Annotated in this window: 21 protein-coding genes; 15 read left to right on the forward strand and 6 right to left on the reverse strand. The window is 67.0% G+C overall.

Annotation, left to right across the window (positions count from 1 at the left end; all coding sequences use genetic code 11):
- Positions 1 to 52: 52 nt before the first annotated feature.
- Positions 53 to 631 carry a hypothetical protein gene (locus M5E06_RS00595; RefSeq protein ID WP_252136788.1) on the reverse strand — a complete coding sequence of 193 codons (579 nt, stop codon included), beginning with the start codon at positions 629 to 631 and terminating at the stop codon, positions 53 to 55.
- Positions 632 to 877: 246 nt separating this feature from the next.
- Here M5E06_RS00595 and ccoN point away from each other — a divergent pair, with 246 nt between their 5' ends.
- The 8 genes from ccoN to M5E06_RS00635 all read left to right on the forward strand — a co-directional run bounded on the left by ccoN (position 878) and on the right by M5E06_RS00635 (position 8,509).
- Positions 878 to 2,374, forward strand: a complete 1,497-nt coding sequence (gene ccoN, locus M5E06_RS00600) for a cytochrome-c oxidase, cbb3-type subunit I (protein ID WP_252136789.1) — start codon at positions 878 to 880, stop codon at positions 2,372 to 2,374.
- Between the two features lie 21 nt (positions 2,375 to 2,395).
- Complete coding sequence (ccoO, locus tag M5E06_RS00605; protein WP_252136790.1) at positions 2,396 to 3,133, forward strand: cytochrome-c oxidase, cbb3-type subunit II; 738 nt, start codon at positions 2,396 to 2,398, stop codon at positions 3,131 to 3,133.
- A gap of 15 nt (positions 3,134 to 3,148) precedes the next feature.
- Positions 3,149 to 3,310 carry a cbb3-type cytochrome c oxidase subunit 3 gene (locus tag M5E06_RS00610; RefSeq protein ID WP_012972963.1) on the forward strand — a complete coding sequence of 54 codons (162 nt, stop codon included), beginning with the start codon at positions 3,149 to 3,151 and terminating at the stop codon, positions 3,308 to 3,310.
- 3 nt (positions 3,311 to 3,313) lie between these two features.
- Complete coding sequence (ccoP, locus tag M5E06_RS00615; protein ID WP_109150365.1) at positions 3,314 to 4,204, forward strand: cytochrome-c oxidase, cbb3-type subunit III; 891 nt, start codon at positions 3,314 to 3,316, stop codon at positions 4,202 to 4,204.
- Positions 4,205 to 4,447: 243 nt separating this feature from the next.
- Positions 4,448 to 4,978, forward strand: coding sequence for a FixH family protein (locus tag M5E06_RS00620; RefSeq protein WP_252136791.1), 531 nt, complete (start codon positions 4,448 to 4,450; stop codon positions 4,976 to 4,978).
- Positions 4,979 to 5,023: 45 nt separating this feature from the next.
- Complete coding sequence (locus M5E06_RS00625) at positions 5,024 to 7,540, forward strand: heavy metal translocating P-type ATPase (protein ID WP_252136792.1); 2,517 nt, start codon at positions 5,024 to 5,026, stop codon at positions 7,538 to 7,540.
- Complete coding sequence (gene ccoS / locus M5E06_RS00630; RefSeq protein WP_109074323.1) at positions 7,461 to 7,664, forward strand: cbb3-type cytochrome oxidase assembly protein CcoS; 204 nt, start codon at positions 7,461 to 7,463, stop codon at positions 7,662 to 7,664. Before M5E06_RS00625 ends, ccoS begins: the two co-directional genes overlap by 80 nt.
- Positions 7,665 to 7,822: 158 nt before the next feature.
- The gene (locus tag M5E06_RS00635) at positions 7,823 to 8,509 is read left to right on the forward strand and encodes a Crp/Fnr family transcriptional regulator (protein ID WP_083897443.1); all 687 of its coding nucleotides are present in this window, start codon (positions 7,823 to 7,825) and stop codon (positions 8,507 to 8,509) included.
- Between the two features lie 10 nt (positions 8,510 to 8,519).
- Here the strand turns inward: M5E06_RS00635 and M5E06_RS00640 are convergent, their stop codons facing one another.
- From M5E06_RS00640 to M5E06_RS00655, 4 genes are all read right to left on the reverse strand, one after another.
- The gene (locus tag M5E06_RS00640; protein ID WP_252136793.1) at positions 8,520 to 9,587 is read right to left on the reverse strand and encodes a COX15/CtaA family protein; all 1,068 of its coding nucleotides are present in this window, start codon (positions 9,585 to 9,587) and stop codon (positions 8,520 to 8,522) included.
- A 111-nt stretch (positions 9,588 to 9,698) separates the two neighbouring features.
- Complete coding sequence (locus M5E06_RS00645; protein WP_109074321.1) at positions 9,699 to 10,193, reverse strand: lysozyme; 495 nt, start codon at positions 10,191 to 10,193, stop codon at positions 9,699 to 9,701.
- Between the two features lie 155 nt (positions 10,194 to 10,348).
- A complete protein-coding gene (locus tag M5E06_RS00650) occupies positions 10,349 to 10,498 on the reverse strand; it encodes a hypothetical protein (RefSeq protein WP_158282350.1) in 150 nt (49 codons plus the stop codon).
- A 103-nt stretch (positions 10,499 to 10,601) separates the two neighbouring features.
- On the reverse strand, positions 10,602 to 10,865 hold the full coding sequence (locus tag M5E06_RS00655) for an usg protein (RefSeq protein ID WP_252136794.1): 264 nt from the start codon (positions 10,863 to 10,865) through the stop codon (positions 10,602 to 10,604).
- A gap of 355 nt (positions 10,866 to 11,220) precedes the next feature.
- On the opposite strand from M5E06_RS00655, the gene groES reads away from it, so the two are divergent.
- The 6 genes from groES to M5E06_RS00685 all read left to right on the forward strand — a co-directional run bounded on the left by groES (position 11,221) and on the right by M5E06_RS00685 (position 17,330).
- Positions 11,221 to 11,511, forward strand: a complete 291-nt coding sequence (gene groES / locus M5E06_RS00660) for a co-chaperone GroES (RefSeq protein ID WP_042702035.1) — start codon at positions 11,221 to 11,223, stop codon at positions 11,509 to 11,511.
- 48 nt (positions 11,512 to 11,559) lie between these two features.
- The gene (gene groL, locus M5E06_RS00665) at positions 11,560 to 13,203 is read left to right on the forward strand and encodes a chaperonin GroEL (RefSeq protein ID WP_109074319.1); all 1,644 of its coding nucleotides are present in this window, start codon (positions 11,560 to 11,562) and stop codon (positions 13,201 to 13,203) included.
- A 262-nt stretch (positions 13,204 to 13,465) separates the two neighbouring features.
- Positions 13,466 to 13,840 carry a hypothetical protein gene (locus M5E06_RS00670; RefSeq protein WP_252136795.1) on the forward strand — a complete coding sequence of 125 codons (375 nt, stop codon included), beginning with the start codon at positions 13,466 to 13,468 and terminating at the stop codon, positions 13,838 to 13,840.
- 116 nt (positions 13,841 to 13,956) lie between these two features.
- Positions 13,957 to 14,874, forward strand: a complete 918-nt coding sequence (locus tag M5E06_RS00675; protein WP_252136796.1) for a DMT family transporter — start codon at positions 13,957 to 13,959, stop codon at positions 14,872 to 14,874.
- Between the two features lie 428 nt (positions 14,875 to 15,302).
- A complete protein-coding gene (locus tag M5E06_RS00680) occupies positions 15,303 to 16,004 on the forward strand; it encodes a response regulator transcription factor (protein ID WP_247870582.1) in 702 nt (233 codons plus the stop codon).
- 153 nt (positions 16,005 to 16,157) lie between these two features.
- Positions 16,158 to 17,330: a hypothetical protein gene (locus M5E06_RS00685; protein ID WP_252136797.1), complete on the forward strand. Its 1,173-nt coding sequence runs from the start codon at positions 16,158 to 16,160 to the stop codon at positions 17,328 to 17,330.
- 6 nt (positions 17,331 to 17,336) lie between these two features.
- Here M5E06_RS00685 and M5E06_RS00690 read toward each other — a convergent pair whose 3' ends face one another.
- Entirely contained in the window at positions 17,337 to 17,690 is a 354-nt protein-coding gene (locus M5E06_RS00690) for a hypothetical protein (protein WP_252136798.1), read from the reverse strand.
- 240 nt (positions 17,691 to 17,930) lie between these two features.
- Here M5E06_RS00690 and M5E06_RS00695 point away from each other — a divergent pair, with 240 nt between their 5' ends.
- Positions 17,931 to 18,956: a zinc-binding alcohol dehydrogenase family protein gene (locus M5E06_RS00695; RefSeq protein ID WP_252136799.1), complete on the forward strand. Its 1,026-nt coding sequence runs from the start codon at positions 17,931 to 17,933 to the stop codon at positions 18,954 to 18,956.
- Positions 18,957 to 18,969: the final 13 nt, after the last annotated feature.

The following is an 18,969-nucleotide window of genomic DNA, read 5'->3' on the forward strand; positions in this document are numbered from 1 at the left end:
GCGGCAATTCGCCGGCGCGCAATGGCCGCATGGAGCTTGCCCGCCGGCGCCGCTATTCCGCTCCAACCGCGCCGCCCGGCAGGTCGGGGGCATTGTCGTTGACCACGACCAGATCCTTGCAGAAGCGGACGGTCTCCTGCCGGTGGCCTTCGCTGTGGAAGCAGTCGGGGATCGGGTTGCGGCGGGAGTCCCGGGGCAGGTAGCGCTCCGGCAGGGTGGTGTGGATGGCGGTGCAGCCGAGCTGCCGGGCCAGCCCTTCCATCGCCTGCAGCAGAGTCTCGGCGGGGCCGGCGATGTCGAACAGGTCGAGCACGACGAAGTTGTCGACGCACAGCGTCCGGCCATGGAGGAGCTGCGGTTCGACCGCGTAGGAGAACAGGCCGTGCATGTACCCTTGCGCGTTCTGCACGGTCATGATGCCCCTGGCTGCGGGCAGGCCGTCCGTCCCGGCACCGCCCCCGCCCCCGTTCCCGCCCTTGGGGCTGCTGCCCATGGTTGCGCTGCCGAGCAGCGCTGCGGCAAATGCGCGCCATTGGTCGATCCCCAGGCCCGGCGCGATGGCGCAGACCAGCGGATAGGCCTGGTCGATCTGGCGCCGACCAAGGGGTTTGGCGATGAAACTGTCGTCCATTTCAGTCCGGCCGATTGCAAGGACACTGAACGATGGCAGCCCCGGGCCGCAAGGGTCGTTGACGTAGATCAATGTTGCTGAACCCCCCCATACACATAGTGGCGTCCATTGGAGACAGGCGCGCCCGGCGTCCCTTTCGGCATTGCCGAGTGCAACCTGTCCCGCTCCTTAACAGTACGTACCCAGTGGTGGTGCAACCCAGAAGGCGCGGCCCCACGGCCGCCCGGGGCAAACGGGAGAGATTGTATGACATCAGCGACTCTGACTTCAGGGGCCACCCTGGGCAGCCAGCGGGTGTCGGAAGACGTGCGTTACAATGAGGACGCCATCCGACTCTTCGTTATCGCTGCAGTGTTCTGGGGCGTGGTCGGTTTCCTGGCCGGCACCTTCATCGCTCTGCAGCTGGCCTTCCCGGCGCTGAATCTCGGGCTGGAGTGGACGAGCTTCGGGCGCCTGCGCCCGGTCCACACCTCGGCCGTGATTTTCGCGTTCGGCGGCAACGTGCTGCTCGCCACCTCGCTCTATTCGGTCCAGCGGACTTGCCGCCAGCATCTTTTCGGGGGCGAAGGGCTGGCGAAGTTCATCTTCTGGAACTACAACATCTTCATCGTGCTCGCGGCGCTGAGCTATGTCCTGGGCTTCTCCCAGGGCAAGGAATACGCCGAGCCCGAATGGATCCTCGACCTGTACCTGACGGTCGTCTGGGTGCTCTATGCGGTCCAGTTCATCGGCACCGTGATGACGCGGCGCGAGTCGCACATCTATGTGGCGAACTGGTTCTTCATGGCGTTCATCCTGACCGTCGCCATCCTGCACATCGGCAACAACGTCAACGTTCCGGTGTCGCTGTTCGGCATGAAGTCCTACACCTACGTGTCGGGCGTGCAGAGCGCGATGGTGCAGTGGTGGTACGGCCACAACGCGGTCGGCTTCTTCCTGACCGCCGGCTTCCTGGGCATCATGTACTATTTCGTGCCCAAGCGCGCCGAGCGGCCGGTCTATTCCTACCGCCTGTCGATCGTCCACTTCTGGACCCTGATCTTCCTCTACATCTGGGCCGGTCCGCACCACCTGCACTACACCTCCCTGCCGGACTGGGCGCAGACGCTGGGCATGACCTTCTCCGTCATGCTGTGGATGCCGTCCTGGGGCGGCATGATCAACGGCATCATGACCCTGTCGGGCGCCTGGGATAAGCTGCGCACCGACCCGGTCCTGCGTTTCCTGGTCACCTCGGTCGCCTTCTACGGCATGTCGACCTTCGAAGGCCCGCTGATGTCGGTCAAGCCGGTCAACGCCCTGTCGCACTACACCGACTGGACCGTCGGCCACGTGCACTCCGGCGCTCTCGGCTGGGTCGCCTTCATCTCCTTCGGCGCGATCTACTATCTGGTTCCGGTGCTGTGGAAGCGCTCGCAGCTCTACAGCCTGCGTCTGGTCAGCTACCACTTCTGGACCGCCACCATCGGCATCGTGCTGTACATCACCGCCATGTGGGTGTCGGGCATCATGCAGGGCCTGATGTGGCGCGCTTACGACAACCTGGGCTTCCTGCAGTACTCCTTCGTGGAGACCGTCGCGGCGATGCACCCGTTCTACGTGATCCGCGCGATGGGCGGCGTCCTGTTCGTCACCGGCGCTCTCATCATGGTCTACAACCTGTGGCGCACGGCGAAGGGCGATGTCCGCATCGAGAAGCCCTATGTCACCACGCCGCACAAGGCGACGGTCGGCGCGGCCTGACGCTAGGGAAGGATGCGAGAAATGGCTCAGGATAAAAAGGGCTTCAGCCACGACCTGATCGAGCGGAACACCCTTCTGCTGATCGTGCTCGTGCTGATCACCGTGTCGATCGGCGGTCTGGTTCAGATCGTCCCGCTCTTCACGATCGAATCGACCATCGAGAAGGTGGAGGGGGTCCGTCCCTACTCCCCGCTCGAGCTGGCCGGGCAGAACATCTACTTCCGCGAAGGCTGCTACAACTGCCACAGCCAGCAGATCCGTCCGTTCCGTGACGAGGTCGAACGCTATGGTCACTACTCGCTGGCGGCGGAGTCGATGTACGACCATCCGTTCCAGTGGGGCTCCAAGCGCACCGGTCCCGATCTGGCCCGCGTCGGCGGCAAGTACTCCAACGACTGGCAGGTCGCCCATCTGGTGAACCCGCGCGCTGTCGTGCCGGAGTCGATCATGCCGACCTACGGCTGGATGAAGGACCGTCCGCTGAGCTACGGCGACATCGCCGACCACCTGAAGACCCTGAAGGTCGTCGGGGTGCCCTACACCGACGAGCAGATCGCCAACGCCAAGGCCGACCTGGAAGCGCAGAAGAACCCGGACGGCGACACCGCCGGCCTGACGAAGCGCTACCCGAAGGCCGTGGTCGCGAACTTCACCGGCAGCAAGACCGTCACCGAAATGGACGCTCTGGTTGCCTACCTGCAAGTGCTGGGCACCATGGTGGACTTCACCAAGTACCAGTCCAAGCAGCTGCAGCAGTAATCGGGGGAGGAATCCATGGACTTGGATTCGATCACGGTGATGCTTCGGTCCTTCTGGACGGTGTGGTTGATGCTGCTGCTGACGGGCATCCTGGTTTACGCCATGTGGCCCGGCAACCGCCGCACCTTCGACGACGCCGCCCAGATCCCGCTCAAGGATGATGGTCAGGAGCTTTAGACCATGGCACAGAATTACAAGGACGAGCTGTCCGGCGTCGAGACCACCGGCCACGAGTGGGATGGACTGCGCGAGCTGAACAATCCGCTGCCCAAGTGGTGGCTGTATCTCTTCTACGTCTGCATCGCCTGGGCGATGGCCTATTACGTGTTCTACCCGGCCTGGCCGCTGGGCAAGACCTACACGAAGGGCATCCTCGGCTATTCCCAGCGCGAGGAACTGGACACCAAGCTGGCGGAAGCGAAGGCCGGCCAGGCCAAGTACCTGACCGCCATCGCCGCCAAGTCGGTCGACGAAATCCAGAAGGACAAGGACCTGCTGGGCTTCGCGATGGCCGGCGGCCGCTCCTACTTCAACGAGAACTGCGCCGCCTGCCACGGTGCCGGCGGCCAGGGTGCCAAGGGCTTCCCGACGCTGGCCGACGACGTGTGGCTGTGGGGCGGTGCCTCGGCCGACATCTACAAGACCATCCAGCACGGCATCCGCTCGGATGACGGCGACACCCGCGGCACCCCGAACGTCGGCATGACCGCCTTCGGCAAGGACGGCATCCTCACCCGCGATCAGATCGATCAGGTGACGGACTATGTTCTGTCGCTGAACGGCAAGACCGCCGACGCGGGCAAGGCCGAAAAGGGCAAGACCGTCTATGACGAGAACTGCGCCGCCTGCCACGGCGACGCGGCCCAGGGTGCGGTTGCCGCCGGCATCGACGGCGTTGGCGCCCCACCGCTTCGCCAAGCCAACTGGCTCTACGGCGGCGACAAGGCGACGCTGATGGAGACGGTGACCAACGGCCGCGCCGGCGTGATGCCGGCCTGGTCCAAGCGTCTGGACGACGCGACGATCAAGTCGCTGGCGGTCTACGTCCACAACCTGGGCGGCGGCAAGTAAGCCGTCCAACCGGGGAACCGGTTCGGAACTGACCGGAAAGGCGTCGGGGGGGCACTCCCCGGCGCCTTTTTCTTATGCGCAACTGGCGGTCGGACGGCCGCTTCGTTAACTTCCTGTCATTTGATCCATCGCAATGTACCTGCGGCAATCGGTCGCCATAGTGCCTCCCGACCGGCCACACACATCGTCGATCGAACGCCGCCGATCGAAAGCAGCCGACCAGTCGAAGGGCAGCCACCGACCATGAGCATCAGCACCGCCACCGGAAACCGCCCCGTCCCCCCGAAGCGTGGCAAGGCGCCGCGCCAGCCGGGATGGTACATCCCCTGGATCTTCGTCGGCGTCTTCATGATCGTCCTGGCAGTGAACGGGGTGATGGTCCATTTCGCGATGTCGAGCTGGACCGGGGTGGAGACCGAGAACCACTTCATCAAGGGTCTCGGCTACAACAACGATCTCGCCGGCGCCCGCGCCCAGGCGGAGCGCGGCTGGCAGGTCGAGCCGCAATTCACCAGCACCGAGCCGCGCAAGGCGGTGATCTCCATCACCGCGCGCGACAAGCAGGGTCATGTCCTGAAGGACGCCACCGTCTCCGTGACGATGATCCGCCCGACCGCGGAAGGGCACGACAAGAGCCTGACGCTGCCCTATCTGGGCGAGGGCCGCTATGGAGCCCCGGTGGAGCTGGATCTGGAAGGCCAGTGGGACATGCGCTTCGTCATCACCCACGCCACCGGCGACTATCAGGACCAGAAGCGCGTCTGGGTGCAGTGACGGCGGCGACACCGCCGCGACCGGGACAGTCAGGGTGACGTTGAGATGACCGTCTGCCTCCATTGCGGACAAGAGCTGGGCGAAGGCGCGCAGAACGGGACGACCGCCGGTGCCGTGACCGCCGGTGACGGCGCCGGTCCCTTCTGCTGCACCGGCTGCGCCGCCGCCTACGACCTCGTCCGCGGGCTGGGGCTGGAGCGCTATTACGAGCGCCGCAGCGTCGATCCCACCGCCCGCCCGTTGCGTCCCGACGAGACCCCGGCCGCCGATTACGAACCGCATGCGCGCGAGGAGTCCGACGGCAGCCGCAGCCTGCACCTGATGGTCGACGGCATGCAGTGCGCGGCCTGCGTCTGGCTGATCGAATCGGCGCTCAGCCGGCAGCCGGGCATCAGTCAGGCCCGCATGAACATGACCACGCGCCGGCTGACTGTGCGCTGGAAGCCTGAGGAGACCGACGCCAACGCGGTGGTCGGCACCGTGGCGCAGTTGGGATACCGCGCCGTGCCCTTCGACCCGGAACGGCTGGGCGGTGCCCAGGCCAAGAGCGAGAAGGAGCTGCTGCGCGCCATGGCGGTGGCCGGCTTCGCCATGGGCAACGTCATGCTGCTGTCGGTGTCGGTCTGGGCCGGTCACAGCCAGGGCATGGGCGCCGCCACCCGCGACCTGATGCACTGGATTTCGGCGCTGGTCTGCATGCCGGCCATCGCCTATGCGCTGCGGCCCTTCGCGCGCTCGGCGCTGTCGGCGCTGCGCCATGGCCGCACCAACATGGACGTGCCGATCACCATCGGCGTCCTGCTCGCCACCGGCATGAGCCTGTTCGAGACGATCCACAGCGGCGAGCACGCCTATTTCGACGGCGCGGTGATGCTGCTGTTCTTCCTGCTGATCGGCCGCTATCTCGACCAGCGCGCGCGCGGCCGGGCGCGGTCGGCGGCGGAACAGCTGCTGGGCCTGCGTGCCAACGCCGTCACCATCCTGAACGCGGACGGCACCAGCGCCGTGGTCGCGCCGGAGCAGGTCGGCCCCGGCAGCACCATCCTGGTCGCCGCCGGCGAGCGCATCCCCGTCGACGGCCGGGTGTCCGACGGCGTGTCCGACCTCGACACCGCCCTGATCACCGGCGAGACGGTGCCGGGCACCGCGCGGCCGGGCGATCAGGTCTTCGCCGGCACCCTGAACCTGACCGCGCCGCTGCGCCTGACCGTCACCGCGGTGGGGGAGGGCACGCTGCTGGCCGAGATCGTCCGGCTGATGGAGGTGGCGGAGCAGGGCCGCGCCAAATATGTCGCCATCGCCGACCGGGTGTCGCGCCTCTACGCCCCCGTCGTGCATCTGACCGCGCTGACCACCTTCGCCGCCTGGATGCTGCTGGGCGGGGTGGTGTGGCAGGACGCGCTGATGAACGCCATCGCCGTGCTGATCATCACCTGCCCCTGCGCGCTGGCGCTGGCCGTGCCGGTGGTGCAGGTGATCGCCAGTGGCCGGCTGATGCGGCAGGGCACCCTGCTGAAAAGCCCGACCGCGCTGGAACGGCTTGCCGCCATCGATACGGTGGTGTTCGACAAGACCGGCACTTTGACCGAGGGGCGCCCGGTGCCGCAGCTCGACGGATTGCCGGCGGAGGATCTGGCTCTCGCGGCCTCGCTCGCCGCGGCCAGCCGCCATCCGCTGGCCCGCGCGCTGGCCGCCGTCGCTCCGGAGGTGCCGGTGGCCGCCGGTGTGCGCGAGATCGCCGGCGCCGGCCTGTCCTTGCAGACGGCGGACGGCGAGGTGCGGCTTGGCAGCCGCCGCTTCACCGGCGCGCCGTCGGATGCCGAGGATGCCGCCGGTCCGGAGCTGTGGCTGGCGCGTCCGGGCGAGGAGCCGCGCCGGATCGTCTTCCTCGACGCCCCGCGTCCGGATGCCGCCGCGGTGGTGACGGCGCTGAAGGCGCGCGGGCTGGAGGTGAAGCTGCTGTCGGGCGACCGCAAGGGCGCGGTGGCGGCGGTGGCGGAGCGGCTGGGCATCGCCGATTGGCGGGCCGAGCAGACGCCGGCCGACAAGACCGCGGCGCTGGCCGACATGGCGGCGCAGGGCCGCACCGTGCTGATGGTCGGTGACGGGCTGAACGATGCCCCGGCGCTGGCCGCCGCCGCGGTGTCGATGTCGCCCTCCACCGCAGTGGATGTCAGCCAGACCGCCGCCGACGTGGTGTTCCAGGGCCGGCTGCTGCGCCCGATCGTCGAGACGGTGGAGGTTTCCCGTCGGTCCGGCCGGCTGGTGAAGCAGAATTTCGGCATCGCCCTGGTGTATAACCTGTGCGCCGTGCCGCTCGCGATGGGAGGGCTGCTGACGCCGCTGCTGGCGGCGCTGGCCATGTCGTCCTCGTCGCTGATCGTCATTCTCAACGCGTTGCGGCTGGCCCGCGGCGCCGTCGTCAAGGATCTTCCCGTGCGGGACAACGCTGCGCGGGAAGCCTCGGGTAAGGATTCGGGTGATGGACGAGCTTCTCTATCTGATCGCGATCGCGCTGAGCCTGGGCGGTCTGGGGCTGGGGGCCTTTCTGTGGGCGCTTAAGTCCGGCCAGTTCGACGATCTGGACGGGGCGGCCCACCGCGTGCTGTTCGACGACGATCTGCCGCCGCCCGCCCGCGCCGGACATGAGGCTGCCAAGCCGGCGGAGGCCGGGCGGGGGCAATAAGCCCACATTCTGTGTGGGCAATGAAAGGGACGTATGCGTGCGAGGTTGCGATTCCGAGCGATTGCCACCAATATGAGCGCATGCGGAATGAAAGGCTGGGTTCGTCCATGCCACCCTTCGATATGGTTCGCGCTCGCGATAAGAGCGCTGCGACGGAAATGAATCCCTGCGGGGCCTGTCCCGTGCGCAGCCTGACGGTGTGCGCCGCGCTGGAACCCGAGGAATTGCGCCGTCTTGCCGACATTCTGCAGAATGTGCGCATCGATGCCGGCCACACCCTGTTCGCCGAGGGTGACGCCGCCGACGCGCTCTACAACGTCACCTCGGGCACGGTGAAGCTGTACAAGCTGCTGCCGGACGGGCGCCGCCAGATCACCGGCTTCCTGGTGACCGGCGATTTCCTGGGGCTGGCCGTCAACGACAGCTATGCCTACACCGCCGAATCGGTGACCAGCGCCTCGCTCTGCCGCTTCCCGCGCAAGAAGATCGACGCGCTGCTGGAGGAATTCCCCAAGATGCAGCGGCGCCTGTTCTCCATGGCGTCGAACGAGCTGGCCGCCGCGCAGGACCAGATGCTACTGCTCGGCCGCAAGACGGCGAAGGAGAAGATCTGCTCCTTCCTGCTGATGCTGTCGCAGCGCGCCGCCCGCCGCGGCCACAAGGAAAACCCGGTCTTCGTGCCGATGAGCCGCGCCGACATCGCCGACTATCTCGGCCTGACCACCGAAACCGTCAGCCGCACCTTCACCCAGCTGAAGACGGCCGGGGTGATCTCGCTGCAGGAAGGCAACAAGGTCCTGATCGCCGACCTCGACGCGATGTACGATCTGGCCGAAGGGGCGTAACGCGGAGCGGTCAGTCCACGGACCGCAGTTCGAACAGCAGCCACACCAGCATCGACACCACGAGGATGGCGCCGGCCTGATGGGCGGCGGCGATGGGAATCCACACGACGGTCAGAAGCGTGGCGATGCCCATGGCGATCTGCAGCAGGACCATCGCACCCGACGCCAGAGCGGCGCGGCCGGCGCGGCCGGGTAGGCGGGCATTGAGGACACGGGCGGTCAGCACCAGCACCACCACGCCGGTCAGGATCGCCAGCACGCGGTGGATCAGCTGGATCGCCGCGGTGTTCTCGAACGGGTTGATCCACCAGGGGGTCAGCGTGTCGACCTCCGGCGGGATCCAGTGGCCGGCCATCAGCGGGAAGGTGTTGTAGGCGAAGCCGGCATCCGATCCGGCGACGAAGGCGCCCCAGACGATGGTGACGGCGACCAGCCCCAGCGCCCAGCGGGCATGGCGACGCAACGGCGCCGATTCCGGCCGCCAGCCGGCCAGCGGCAGCGGATCGAGCAGGCCGAACGCCGTGCGCAGCAGCAGGGCATAGATCAGGATCGCGGTGCTGAGATGCAGGGCCAGCCGGTAATGGCTGACGTTCGGCGAATCGACCAGCCCGCTCTTCACCATGAACCAGCCGATGCCGCCCTGCAGCCCGCCCAGCAGGAACAGGCCGGCCAGCTTCGGCCAAAGCTCTGCCGAGATGCGGCCCTGCATCCAGAAGCGCAGGAAGGGGATCAGGAAGACGAAGCCGATCAGCTGGCCCCAAAGCCGGTGGAACCACTCCCACCAGAAGATCGACTGGAAGCCGGCCAGATCCATGTGGCTGTTGTAGATGCGGAATTCCGGCGTCGCCTTGTACAGGTCGAAGACGCGGTTCCATTCCGCCGAGGACAGCGGCGGCAGGATGCCGATCAGCGGCTTCCACTCCACCATCGACAGACCGGATTCCGTCAGCCGGGTGATGGCGCCGATCACGGCCATGGCCAGCACCATGGCGGCGCAGACCAGAAGCCAGACGGCGATCGGCCGGTTCGGATTCGGGCGGGGGGAGGCGGCGAAGCTGTCGGAGGCGAAGGCGGTCAAGGCGGCATTCCGGAGCACGGCGGTGGGATGTTCGCCAATGTGGTGCGAACATCCCGTCCCGTCAAACTCCTCTTGCCCGGCGCCTTCGTCCGGGGCCCGCCGGGCGGCGGATCAGACGGTGCCGTCGGCGGTGGTCACCCCGGTCTGGGGCTGGGCGGTCTGGCCCTGGAACAGTGCCTCTTCCGCCGCGCGGCGGGCGACGAGGCCGGCCAGCTTGGTCGGCTTGCCGTTCACCGTGGCATAGACCCAGCGGCCGAACTGGTCGGCGGCCCCGGCGTAATCGCCGGCATTCAGCAGCTTCAGCAGGGTCGAGCTTTGCAGGCTGCCGGCGCCCAGGTTGAAGACGAAGGAGGACAGGGCGCCGCGCTGGTCGTCGTTCAGCGCCACCTTCACCAGCCCGTCGACGCGGCCCGCCGCCTCGGTCAGGTCGGAGGCGAGAAAGGCGTCGGCCTGCTCGGCAGTGATGGTCTGGCCCATCTTCACCCCGGCGGTGTGGCCGTAACCGATGGTGGGAACGCCGGCCGGGCAGAGATAGGCGTTGAGGTACAGGCCCTCGAAATGCTTCACGAGATCGACCGCGGCTTGGCAGACCGGCTTGGTGGTCATGGATGCTAACTCCCGGTTGGCGCGCCGGGCGGACACCCTCCGCCCGCAACGGGAGCGATCCTATGCGAGATACGCGCTTAACGGGAAGGATAGAATGCAAATTGTCGTAATTCGGCGAAAGCCCACCGGATGGGCTGCCGGAGAGTCCCGGAGAGTCAGGGTGTCAGCGTCTGCGCGGCGCCGAACAGCACGAACAGGGCGAACAGCAGCGCGAACAGCCCGGCAATGGTCGTGACCTCCAGCAGCGCCTCCACCAGCCGGCTCTCGCGATTCCGCCAGTCCACCGCCTTCCGCTTCGCCGCCATCGTCCCCTCCACCTCTGCAGCTCCGGTATTCGCTAAAATTTTAGCGAATACCGGAGCGTGGTGCTGTGACGACAGTCACAGGAGGGAAGGGCGTTGGCCGGGATCAGTGAAGGCGGAAATCGGCGGCGGCGTGGCGAAGCTCGCCGGGGGTGATCAGAGTCTGGCTCGCCAGCCGCACCGAATGCAGCTTGCCGTCCAGATTGCGCTGCCAGAAATCGAGGAAGCGGCGCAGCACCGGATAGTTCGGCGCCTGGTCCAGTTCCTGCCACAGGTAGCACTGCAGCAGGCCGGGATGGTCCGGCATATGATAGAGAATCTCGGCGGTGGTCAGGCGGAAATCGCGGAGCTGGAGGCTGAGATCGGCCATGCGCGGTCTCCCGTTCGGTTGGGGGATCGGGTGGGTCTGGCGGTGTCCGGTTCCTCCCGGTGCCGTCCCGGCAGGAAGGCAGGCGCCGGAACGGTCGGGTCCTTCGTGACCGTTTGAAGAAATCTTGCCGCGGAGCGGGGCGGGGCGCAACGGAAAATATCAAGTTCTTTCAGTGTGTTAGCAGCATGTTTCGGTGAGTGCTGCCAACATTCGCGACAAATTCCGAAATGAGCCTCTTGAATCCCCAAACCGCTTCTATTAGCTGTCTGGCACTCGCCGGGTGGGAGTGCTAACAGCCGCCGCCCGCGCCAATTCACGTCAGTCAGAACCAAGCCTTGATCCAAGGAGGCATTCCATGAAGTTCCGCCCGCTGCACGACCGCGTCGTCGTCAAGCGTCTGGAGTCCGACACCAAGACCAAGGGTGGGATCATCATCCCCGACACGGCCAAGGAAAAGCCGCAGGAAGGCGAGATCATCGCCGTCGGCCCCGGCGCCCGTGACGAGTCGGGCAAGGTCGTGGCGCTGGACGTCAAGGCCGGCGACCGTATCCTGTTCGGCAAGTGGTCGGGCACGGAAGTGAAGATCGAAGGCGTCGATTACCTGATCATGAAGGAATCGGACATCATGGGCGTGATCGAGGCCTAAGTCCTCCGCCCGTATCCTTCGAAATTTACAAGTTAAAGGAATCGAGACATGGCTGCCAAAGACGTCAAGTTCGGCCCCACCGCGCGCGAAAAGCTGCTGCGTGGCGTTGACATCCTCGCCGACGCCGTGAAGGTCACGCTGGGCCCGAAGGGCCGCAACGTCGTGATCGAGAAGTCCTTCGGCGCTCCGCGCATCACCAAGGACGGTGTGTCGGTCGCCAAGGAAATCGAACTGTCGGACAAGTTCGAGAACATGGGCGCCCAGATGGTCCGCGAGGTCGCCTCGAAGACCAACGATCTGGCCGGTGACGGCACCACCACCGCCACCGTCCTGGCCCAGGCCATCGTCCGCGAAGGCGTGACGAAGGTCGCCGCCGGCCTGAACCCGATGGACCTGAAGCGCGGCATCGACATCGCCGTCGCCGCCGTCGTCGCCGACATCCAGGCCCGCGCCAAGAAGGTCACGACCAACGACGAGATCGCCCAGGTCGGCACCATCTCCGCCAACGGCGAAGCCGAGATCGGCAAGATGATCGCCCAGGCGATGGAGCGCGTCGGCAACGAGGGCGTCATCACGGTGGAAGAGGCCAAGAGCCTGGACACCGAGCTGGACGTCGTCGAGGGCATGCAGTTCGACCGCGGCTACCTGTCGCCGTACTTCATCACCAACGCCGACAAGATGATCGCGGATCTCGAGAATCCGTACATCCTGCTGCACGAGAAGAAGCTGTCGGGTCTGCAGCCGCTGCTGCCGGTTCTGGAGTCGGTCGTGCAGTCGTCGCGTCCGCTGCTGATCATCGCCGAGGACATCGAGGGCGAGGCTCTGGCCACCCTGGTCGTCAACAAGCTGCGCGGCGGCCTGAAGATCGCTGCCGTGAAGGCCCCGGGCTTCGGTGATCGCCGCAAGGCGATGCTGGAGGACATGGCCATCCTGACCGGCGGCCAGGTCATCTCGGAAGACCTCGGCATCAAGCTCGAGAACGTCACCCTCGACATGCTGGGCACCGCCAAGAAGGTCGTGATCTCCAAGGAGACCACCACGATCGTCGACGGCGCCGGCGAGAAGGCCGACATCGAAGCCCGTTGCGGCCAGATCCGCGCCCAGGCCGAGGAGACCACCTCGGACTACGACCGCGAGAAGCTGCAGGAGCGTCTGGCCAAGCTGGCCGGCGGCGTCGCGGTCATCCGCGTCGGCGGTGCGACCGAGGTCGAGGTGAAGGAGCGCAAGGACCGCGTTGACGACGCCATGCACGCCACCCGCGCCGCGGTGGAAGAGGGCGTGGTCGCCGGTGGCGGTTCGGCCCTGCTGTACGCCGGCAAGGCTCTGGACAAGCTGGTCCCGGCCAACGACGAGCAGCGCGTCGGCATCGACATCATCCGCCGCGCCCTGCAGGCCCCGGTCCGTCAGATCGCCTACAACGCGGGCACCGACGGTTCGATCGTGGTCGGCAAGCTGCTGGACCAGAACGACGCCAACTTCGGCTACGACGCCCAGAAGGGTGAGTTCACCGATCTGGTCGCCGCCGGCATCATCGATCCGGTGAAGGTGGTTCGCACCGCCCTGCAGGACGCGGCCTCGATCGCCGGCCTGCTGATCACCACCGAGGCGATGATCGCCGAGAAGCCGGAGAAGAAGGCTGCTCCGGGCGGCATGCCGGGTGGCATGGGCGGCATGGACGACATGGGCTTCTAATAGCCCACTGTCCGGCTGTCGGTCGGTTCGGAAAGGGGCGCCTCCGCAAGGGGGCGCCCTTTTCTTTTGCCCGGAGTGATGCGGGGGAGCAGGTCGCGCCCATTCGCGGCCGTCGCGAAAAGCCCCAACCTAGAAATGTCAAGGCGAACTCCGCCTTGCTTTGCCGCGGTCGCCTCCCAATAATCCGCCCCTCTCTTGCCGGGTGCCCCAGCGTGGGGCGCCGGCCTCCTGACTTCCGTATATTTTAACGAGGGCCTGTTCCATGCGCTCCTTCGAGGGCCAGCATTCCGACAACGTCGCCATCAAGCGCACCCGCGAGCAGAAGCAGCGCCAGCTGGTTCAGCTCAAGGAGCAGCTGGCGACGCTGAAAGCCCACGCGGCCCCCGCCATCCGTGACGCGTTGGTCAAGCGCATCGCCGAACTCGACGCCGAACTGCGCCAGCCCGCCAAGCCGCCCCGCGAAGGTCGTGAGGGCCGCGAAGGCCGCGAGGGTCGTGGTGGTGAGGGCCGTGAAGACGCCCCGCGCCATCCCCGCCGCGAATCCCGCCCCAGCGTCTTCCGCGCCGAAGACAGCAGCGACCGCGCCGGCGCCCTGTCCGCGTCCAGCGTCTTCGCCTCGCCCCGCCGCCGCAGCTAGAGCTTCCTGCGTTCAGTATGAAACGCAGGAAGCTCCAGCCTTATGTTTGGCGATCGGATTCACGCTTCAAATCGATGCCGATTTTACGCAATCCGATCTAACGCACGGACAGCCCGATGCCCGCCGACCGCGTCGTCTCCGCCAAAGGTTCCCGTCTGGCCGATCAGGCCTGGCTGCTGATGATGCTGCCTCCCCTGTTCTGGGCCGGCAACGCGGTCCTGGGGCGCGCGGTCGCCGGGGCGGTGCCGCCCATCGGGCTGGCCTTCTGGCGCTGGTGCCTGGGCATGCTGGTGGTGCTGCCCTTCGCCTGGCCGCATCTGCGCCACGACATCACGCCGATCCTGGCGCGGTGGAAGAGCGTCCTGCTGCTGGGCACGCTGGGCATCGGCATCTACAACACTTTCCAATACATCGCGCTGAACACGACGACCGCGCTGAACTGCGTGATGCTGCAGTCGTCGATGCCGGTGATGATCGTGCTGATGAGCCTCGTCCTGTTCCGCGACCGGATCGGGGCGATGCAGGGGGTGGGAATCGCCGTGTCCCTGGTCGGCGCGACGACGCTGATCTCGCACGGCGATCCGGCGACCCTGCTGGGGCTGGAGCTGAATGCCGGCGACGTCTGGATGCTGGCAGCGGTGGTGATCTATGCCGCCTATACCACGCTGCTGCGCCGCCGGCCGGCGATCCATGGCCTGAGCTTCGTCGTCGTCACCTTCGCCATCGGCGCGGTGGAACTGCTGCCCTTCTACATCTGGGAGAGCGTCAGCGGCCATCCGGTGCAGGCCAGCGGCATCACGTTGCTGGCGGTCGGCTATACCGTGCTGTTCCCGTCCATCGCCGCCTATCTGTGCTTCAACCGGGCGGTGGAACTGCTCGGCCCCAACACCGCCGGTCTCGCCATCCATCTGGTGCCGGTTTTCGGCAGCCTGCTGGCCATCCTGTTCCTGGGCGAGCAGCCGCATCTGTATCACGGGGTCGGCATCGCGCTGATCGCCGCCGGCATCGTCCTGGCGACCCGTCGCCGGGTCTGAGCGGGGGCGGGAACCGGGGCCGGCTCGGTAATAAAGTTACCGCTAAAGAGAAATTTTCTGACTGCGTTGGCGAAATAAAAACTCGGAACTGATTGTTTCGCGTGGGACAAAGTTGGGAGGGCGTTTTCCACGGGCTGGTAATCGGCCCAGGAGAAGAACTTGCGAATATACTTGCGAAGTTCGCCATCCGGTTTTTTCCCGCGCCGCGGGATAGCGTCTTGATTGGGCTTCTTGTTCGGGTGTTCGCCCGTATAATATCCCCGATATCCTTTTAGACACCCCCACTATCCCTCGCGCCTGCGGCGGTCAATAAGGGACGACCGCTAAAATGCGGGTCATGGCGGCGGTTCGGTGTCGGATCGATCGTCATGTGGAGCCGGCGCTGTTCGCCGGTCCGATGTGGTGGAGGTCCCAAGATGCCCCTGCAAATGTCCGCGCCCGCTTACCAGCAAGCCGCCTGCCTGGTTCATATCGTCGACGGCGACCTGCTGTCGCGCAGCACGCTCTCGCGGGCGCTGGGCGCCGTCGGCATCGCCTGCCGGGTCCACAGCACCGCCGCCGACGCGCTGGCCGTGCTGGGCACCGCGTCCTCCTGCATCGTCCTGCGCAGCGACCTGCCGGACATGACCGCCATCGAATTCATGTCCGAGGCCTCGCTGCACGGGCATGACCTGCCGGTGCTGGTGGTGACCGAGCAGGGCGACGTCGACGCCGCCGTCGCCGCGATGAAGGCAGGCGCCATGGACTGCATTGCCCATCCCTTCGCCATCCCGGCCTTCCTGGAGCGGCTGCGCGCCTGTCTCGCCTCCGGCAATCCCCAGGCCCAGCAGCGCGACCGCAGCCGCGACGCCGTCCGCCGGCTGGCCCTGCTGAGCCGCCGCGAGTCGGAGGTTCTGGAACTGATCGTCGAGGGCAAGCAGAGCAAGACCATCGCCTGGGAACTGGGCATCAGCATCAAGACGGTGGAGGTCCACCGCGCCCGCATCATGGAAAAGACCGGCTGCCGGTCCATCGTCGGGCTGGGCCGCCTGTGGGAGGCGGCGGAGATGCTGCGCGGGCGCGACCTGCTCCATGGGCTTCCCGTCCGCCAGCCGGCCCAGCCGGCCCTGATGGAAGTGGCAGCATCCTGACGCAGGGCACGAGGCGGAATCCTGGAAGTTGCGCTTCGTCGGGCTCCGGCCGGGCGAAAAATGAGACGAGACGTGTCCTTTACGTGGGCTTGACCACAAGAGGATTGTAATGTTCTGGCGATGAGCAACCAGAACGCCGACAGGAGCGGTCCTATGTTCCCCGATCATGGTCACCGTCGCATCACCGTGGCGTCGCCCGACGACATCGCCACGGCGCGTCGGATCGCGGCGGAGCGGGCCGAGGGCGTTCTGGCGGCCGACGAGGCGGCCCGGCTGGACCGGCTGGTGGCCGCGCTGGCCGAGCATGCGCTGGGCCGGACGGACGGGACGCTGCTGATCGCGCGGATGCGGTCGGGCGCCGGTGTCGAATGCCTGGCCTACGACCGCGATCCCGCCACCGCCGAACTGCCGGCGCCTGATTCGCTTGCCGGGGGCGGCATCGCGCTGGAAACGGTTCGGGCGCAGGCCGACCGCTTCCACATCCATGTGACGCCGGGCATCGGCTCGGCGCTGCTGGCCCGCGTGCTGCGGCCCGGGGCGGACGACGCGCCGACCGCCGATGTCATGGTGCAGACCGGGGCCGTCATGGTCGAGCGGAGCGGGGGCGAGGCCGCGCGGGGCGGCCCTTTCATCGACCATTGGTTCGTCGGCTGCGCGCCCGCCCGCGGCGAGTACGGCCCCTGCGGCATCGCGCTGATGATCGACGGCGACACGGTGGCCGGCGGCAAAGCAGGCGTGGCTGCCGGAGCCGGGTCCGATGCCGGGGGAGGTGAGGTCTATGGTCCTCCTCCCTATCCCCCCACGGTGATGACGCCCGCGGTGATCCGGCAGGTGGAGACGGTGGTTGCCGCCACGGTGCCCGGCCTGCCGGCGCCCATGGTGGTCAATGCGATCCGGCGCGATTTGAGGGGGCGGCTCGAACTGGGGCTTTCCGAGGACAAGACCCTGGTGCAGATCGGACGGGCCGCCGTCGCGGTTCTGCGATTCGACGCCAAGGCCGTCGACTATACCGCGCTCGGCACCGTGGCCGGGGCGGTGGTGCGCCCGCAGGAGCTGACGGCGCTCGGCGCGCGCTGGGCGATGATCGGCTTCAACCCGCTGGCCCCGGCCGCCGTCCATCTGCTGTGGGGACCGGGCGACCATGTCGTGCTCTACACCGGCGGATGCGCCCGGCTGCCCGCCCTGTTCATCCGCCGTGACCTGCGCACGGTCGACCCGACGCTGGCGGCGCTGGTCCTGCTGCGCGACGGCGCGGTGTGCGACGACGACCACACCATCCTGGTGCTGCGCAACCGCGCTGATCAGGTGTCGGCGTCGGTCGCCTGACGAGGCTTATCGGCTCCAGCCATGCGGGCCGCCGGGGCGTTCCCAGGCATGCGGGTCGCCGTTGTGGTCCCGCTCCCGCTGGTGCCAGCCACGATCGCCCCAATCGCGACCCCCCCGGCCGCGATCCCTCCGGCCGTGATCGTCATCCCACGAGCGGTAGCGGTAACCGGGCTGCACGATGACCGGCGGCGGCACCGCATAGACGGTGGGCGGCGGCACCACCACCGGCTCGCTGTAGGTGGGATAATAATAGGGATCGTAGCCATCGTAGGCGACACAGCCGGACAACGCGGCGGCACCCGCGGCCAGAAGCAGGGCGGTCAGCATCTTCGGCAGAATGGTGGGACGGACGGTGCTCATGGCCTTGCTTCCTGTCTTGCGGGGACCGGGATCGGTGAAGAAAGCGGTCATCGGTACAAACAGCCCAACCCAGCCGGCTATTCCATACCTCTTTGGCGTCACCCTGTCCGGAGCAGGTGCGGCGGCGGATCGTCCATCGCGGTTTCTGATGGATGAAACAAGAACTATGAATTTCACATATCCGATTGGCGCCGTCATCCTGTGTCTCGACTTCCTCCACTGCATGAAGACGAGGCCATCATGAAAGCCATCGGCTACCGCAAGTCCCAGCCCATCACCGATGCCGACGCGCTGATCGACGTCGAGATCGACCGCCCGGCCGCCACCGGCCGCGACCTGCTGGTCCGGGTGGAGGCGGTGTCGGTCAACCCGGTGGACACCAAGCTGCGCCGCAATGCCTCGCCGGCCGAGGGTGACCTGCGCGTCCTCGGCTTCGATGCCGCCGGCATCGTCGAGGCGGTCGGGGCGGACGTGACCCTGTTCCGTCCCGGCGACGCGGTGTTCTATGCCGGCGCCATCGACCGTCCCGGCACCAACAGCGAATATCATCTGGTCGACGAGCGCATCGTCGGCGCCCGCCCGGCCAGCCTGAGCGTCGCCGAGGCCGCCGCCCTGCCGCTGACCGCCATCACCGCCTGGGAGATGCTGTTCGACCGGCTGGGCCTGCCGCGTGATGCCAGTGAGAAAAATAATGGAGAGGGCAAGTCGCTGCTGATCGTCGGCGGGGCCGGCGGCGTCGGCTCCATCGCCATCCAACTGGCCCGCCGGCTGAGCAAGGTCCGGGTGCTGGCCACCGCGTCCCGTCCGGAGACCGCCGACTGGGTGCGCGAGCTGGGCGCCCACGACGTGATCGACCACAGCCGGCCGATGGCGGAGCAGGTGAAGGCGCTGGGGCTGTCCGGCGTCGATTTCGTCTTCTCCACCAACGCGACCGACCGCCATTTCCAGGATCTGGTCGAGCTGGTGGCGCCGCAGGGCCATATCGGCCTGATCGACGATCCGGAACCGATCGACGTCCGCCTGCTGAAGCGCAAGAGCGTCTCGCTCCATTGGGAGCTGATGTTCACCCGGTCGCTGTTCCAGACCGCCGACATGATCGCCCAGCACGAGCTGCTGACCGAGGTGTCGCGATTGGTCGATGCCGGAACCCTGCGCACGACGTTGACGGAGACGCTGGGCCGCATCGACGCCGCCACCCTGCGCAAGGCCCATGCCCTGATCGAATCGGGCAAGGCGCGCGGCAAGGTCGTGCTGGAAGGTTTCTGATCCGAGCCGTCCG

The sequence above is a fragment of the Azospirillum sp. A1-3 genome, from assembly GCF_023806445.1.
Classification (GTDB): Bacteria; Pseudomonadota; Alphaproteobacteria; order Azospirillales; family Azospirillaceae; genus Azospirillum.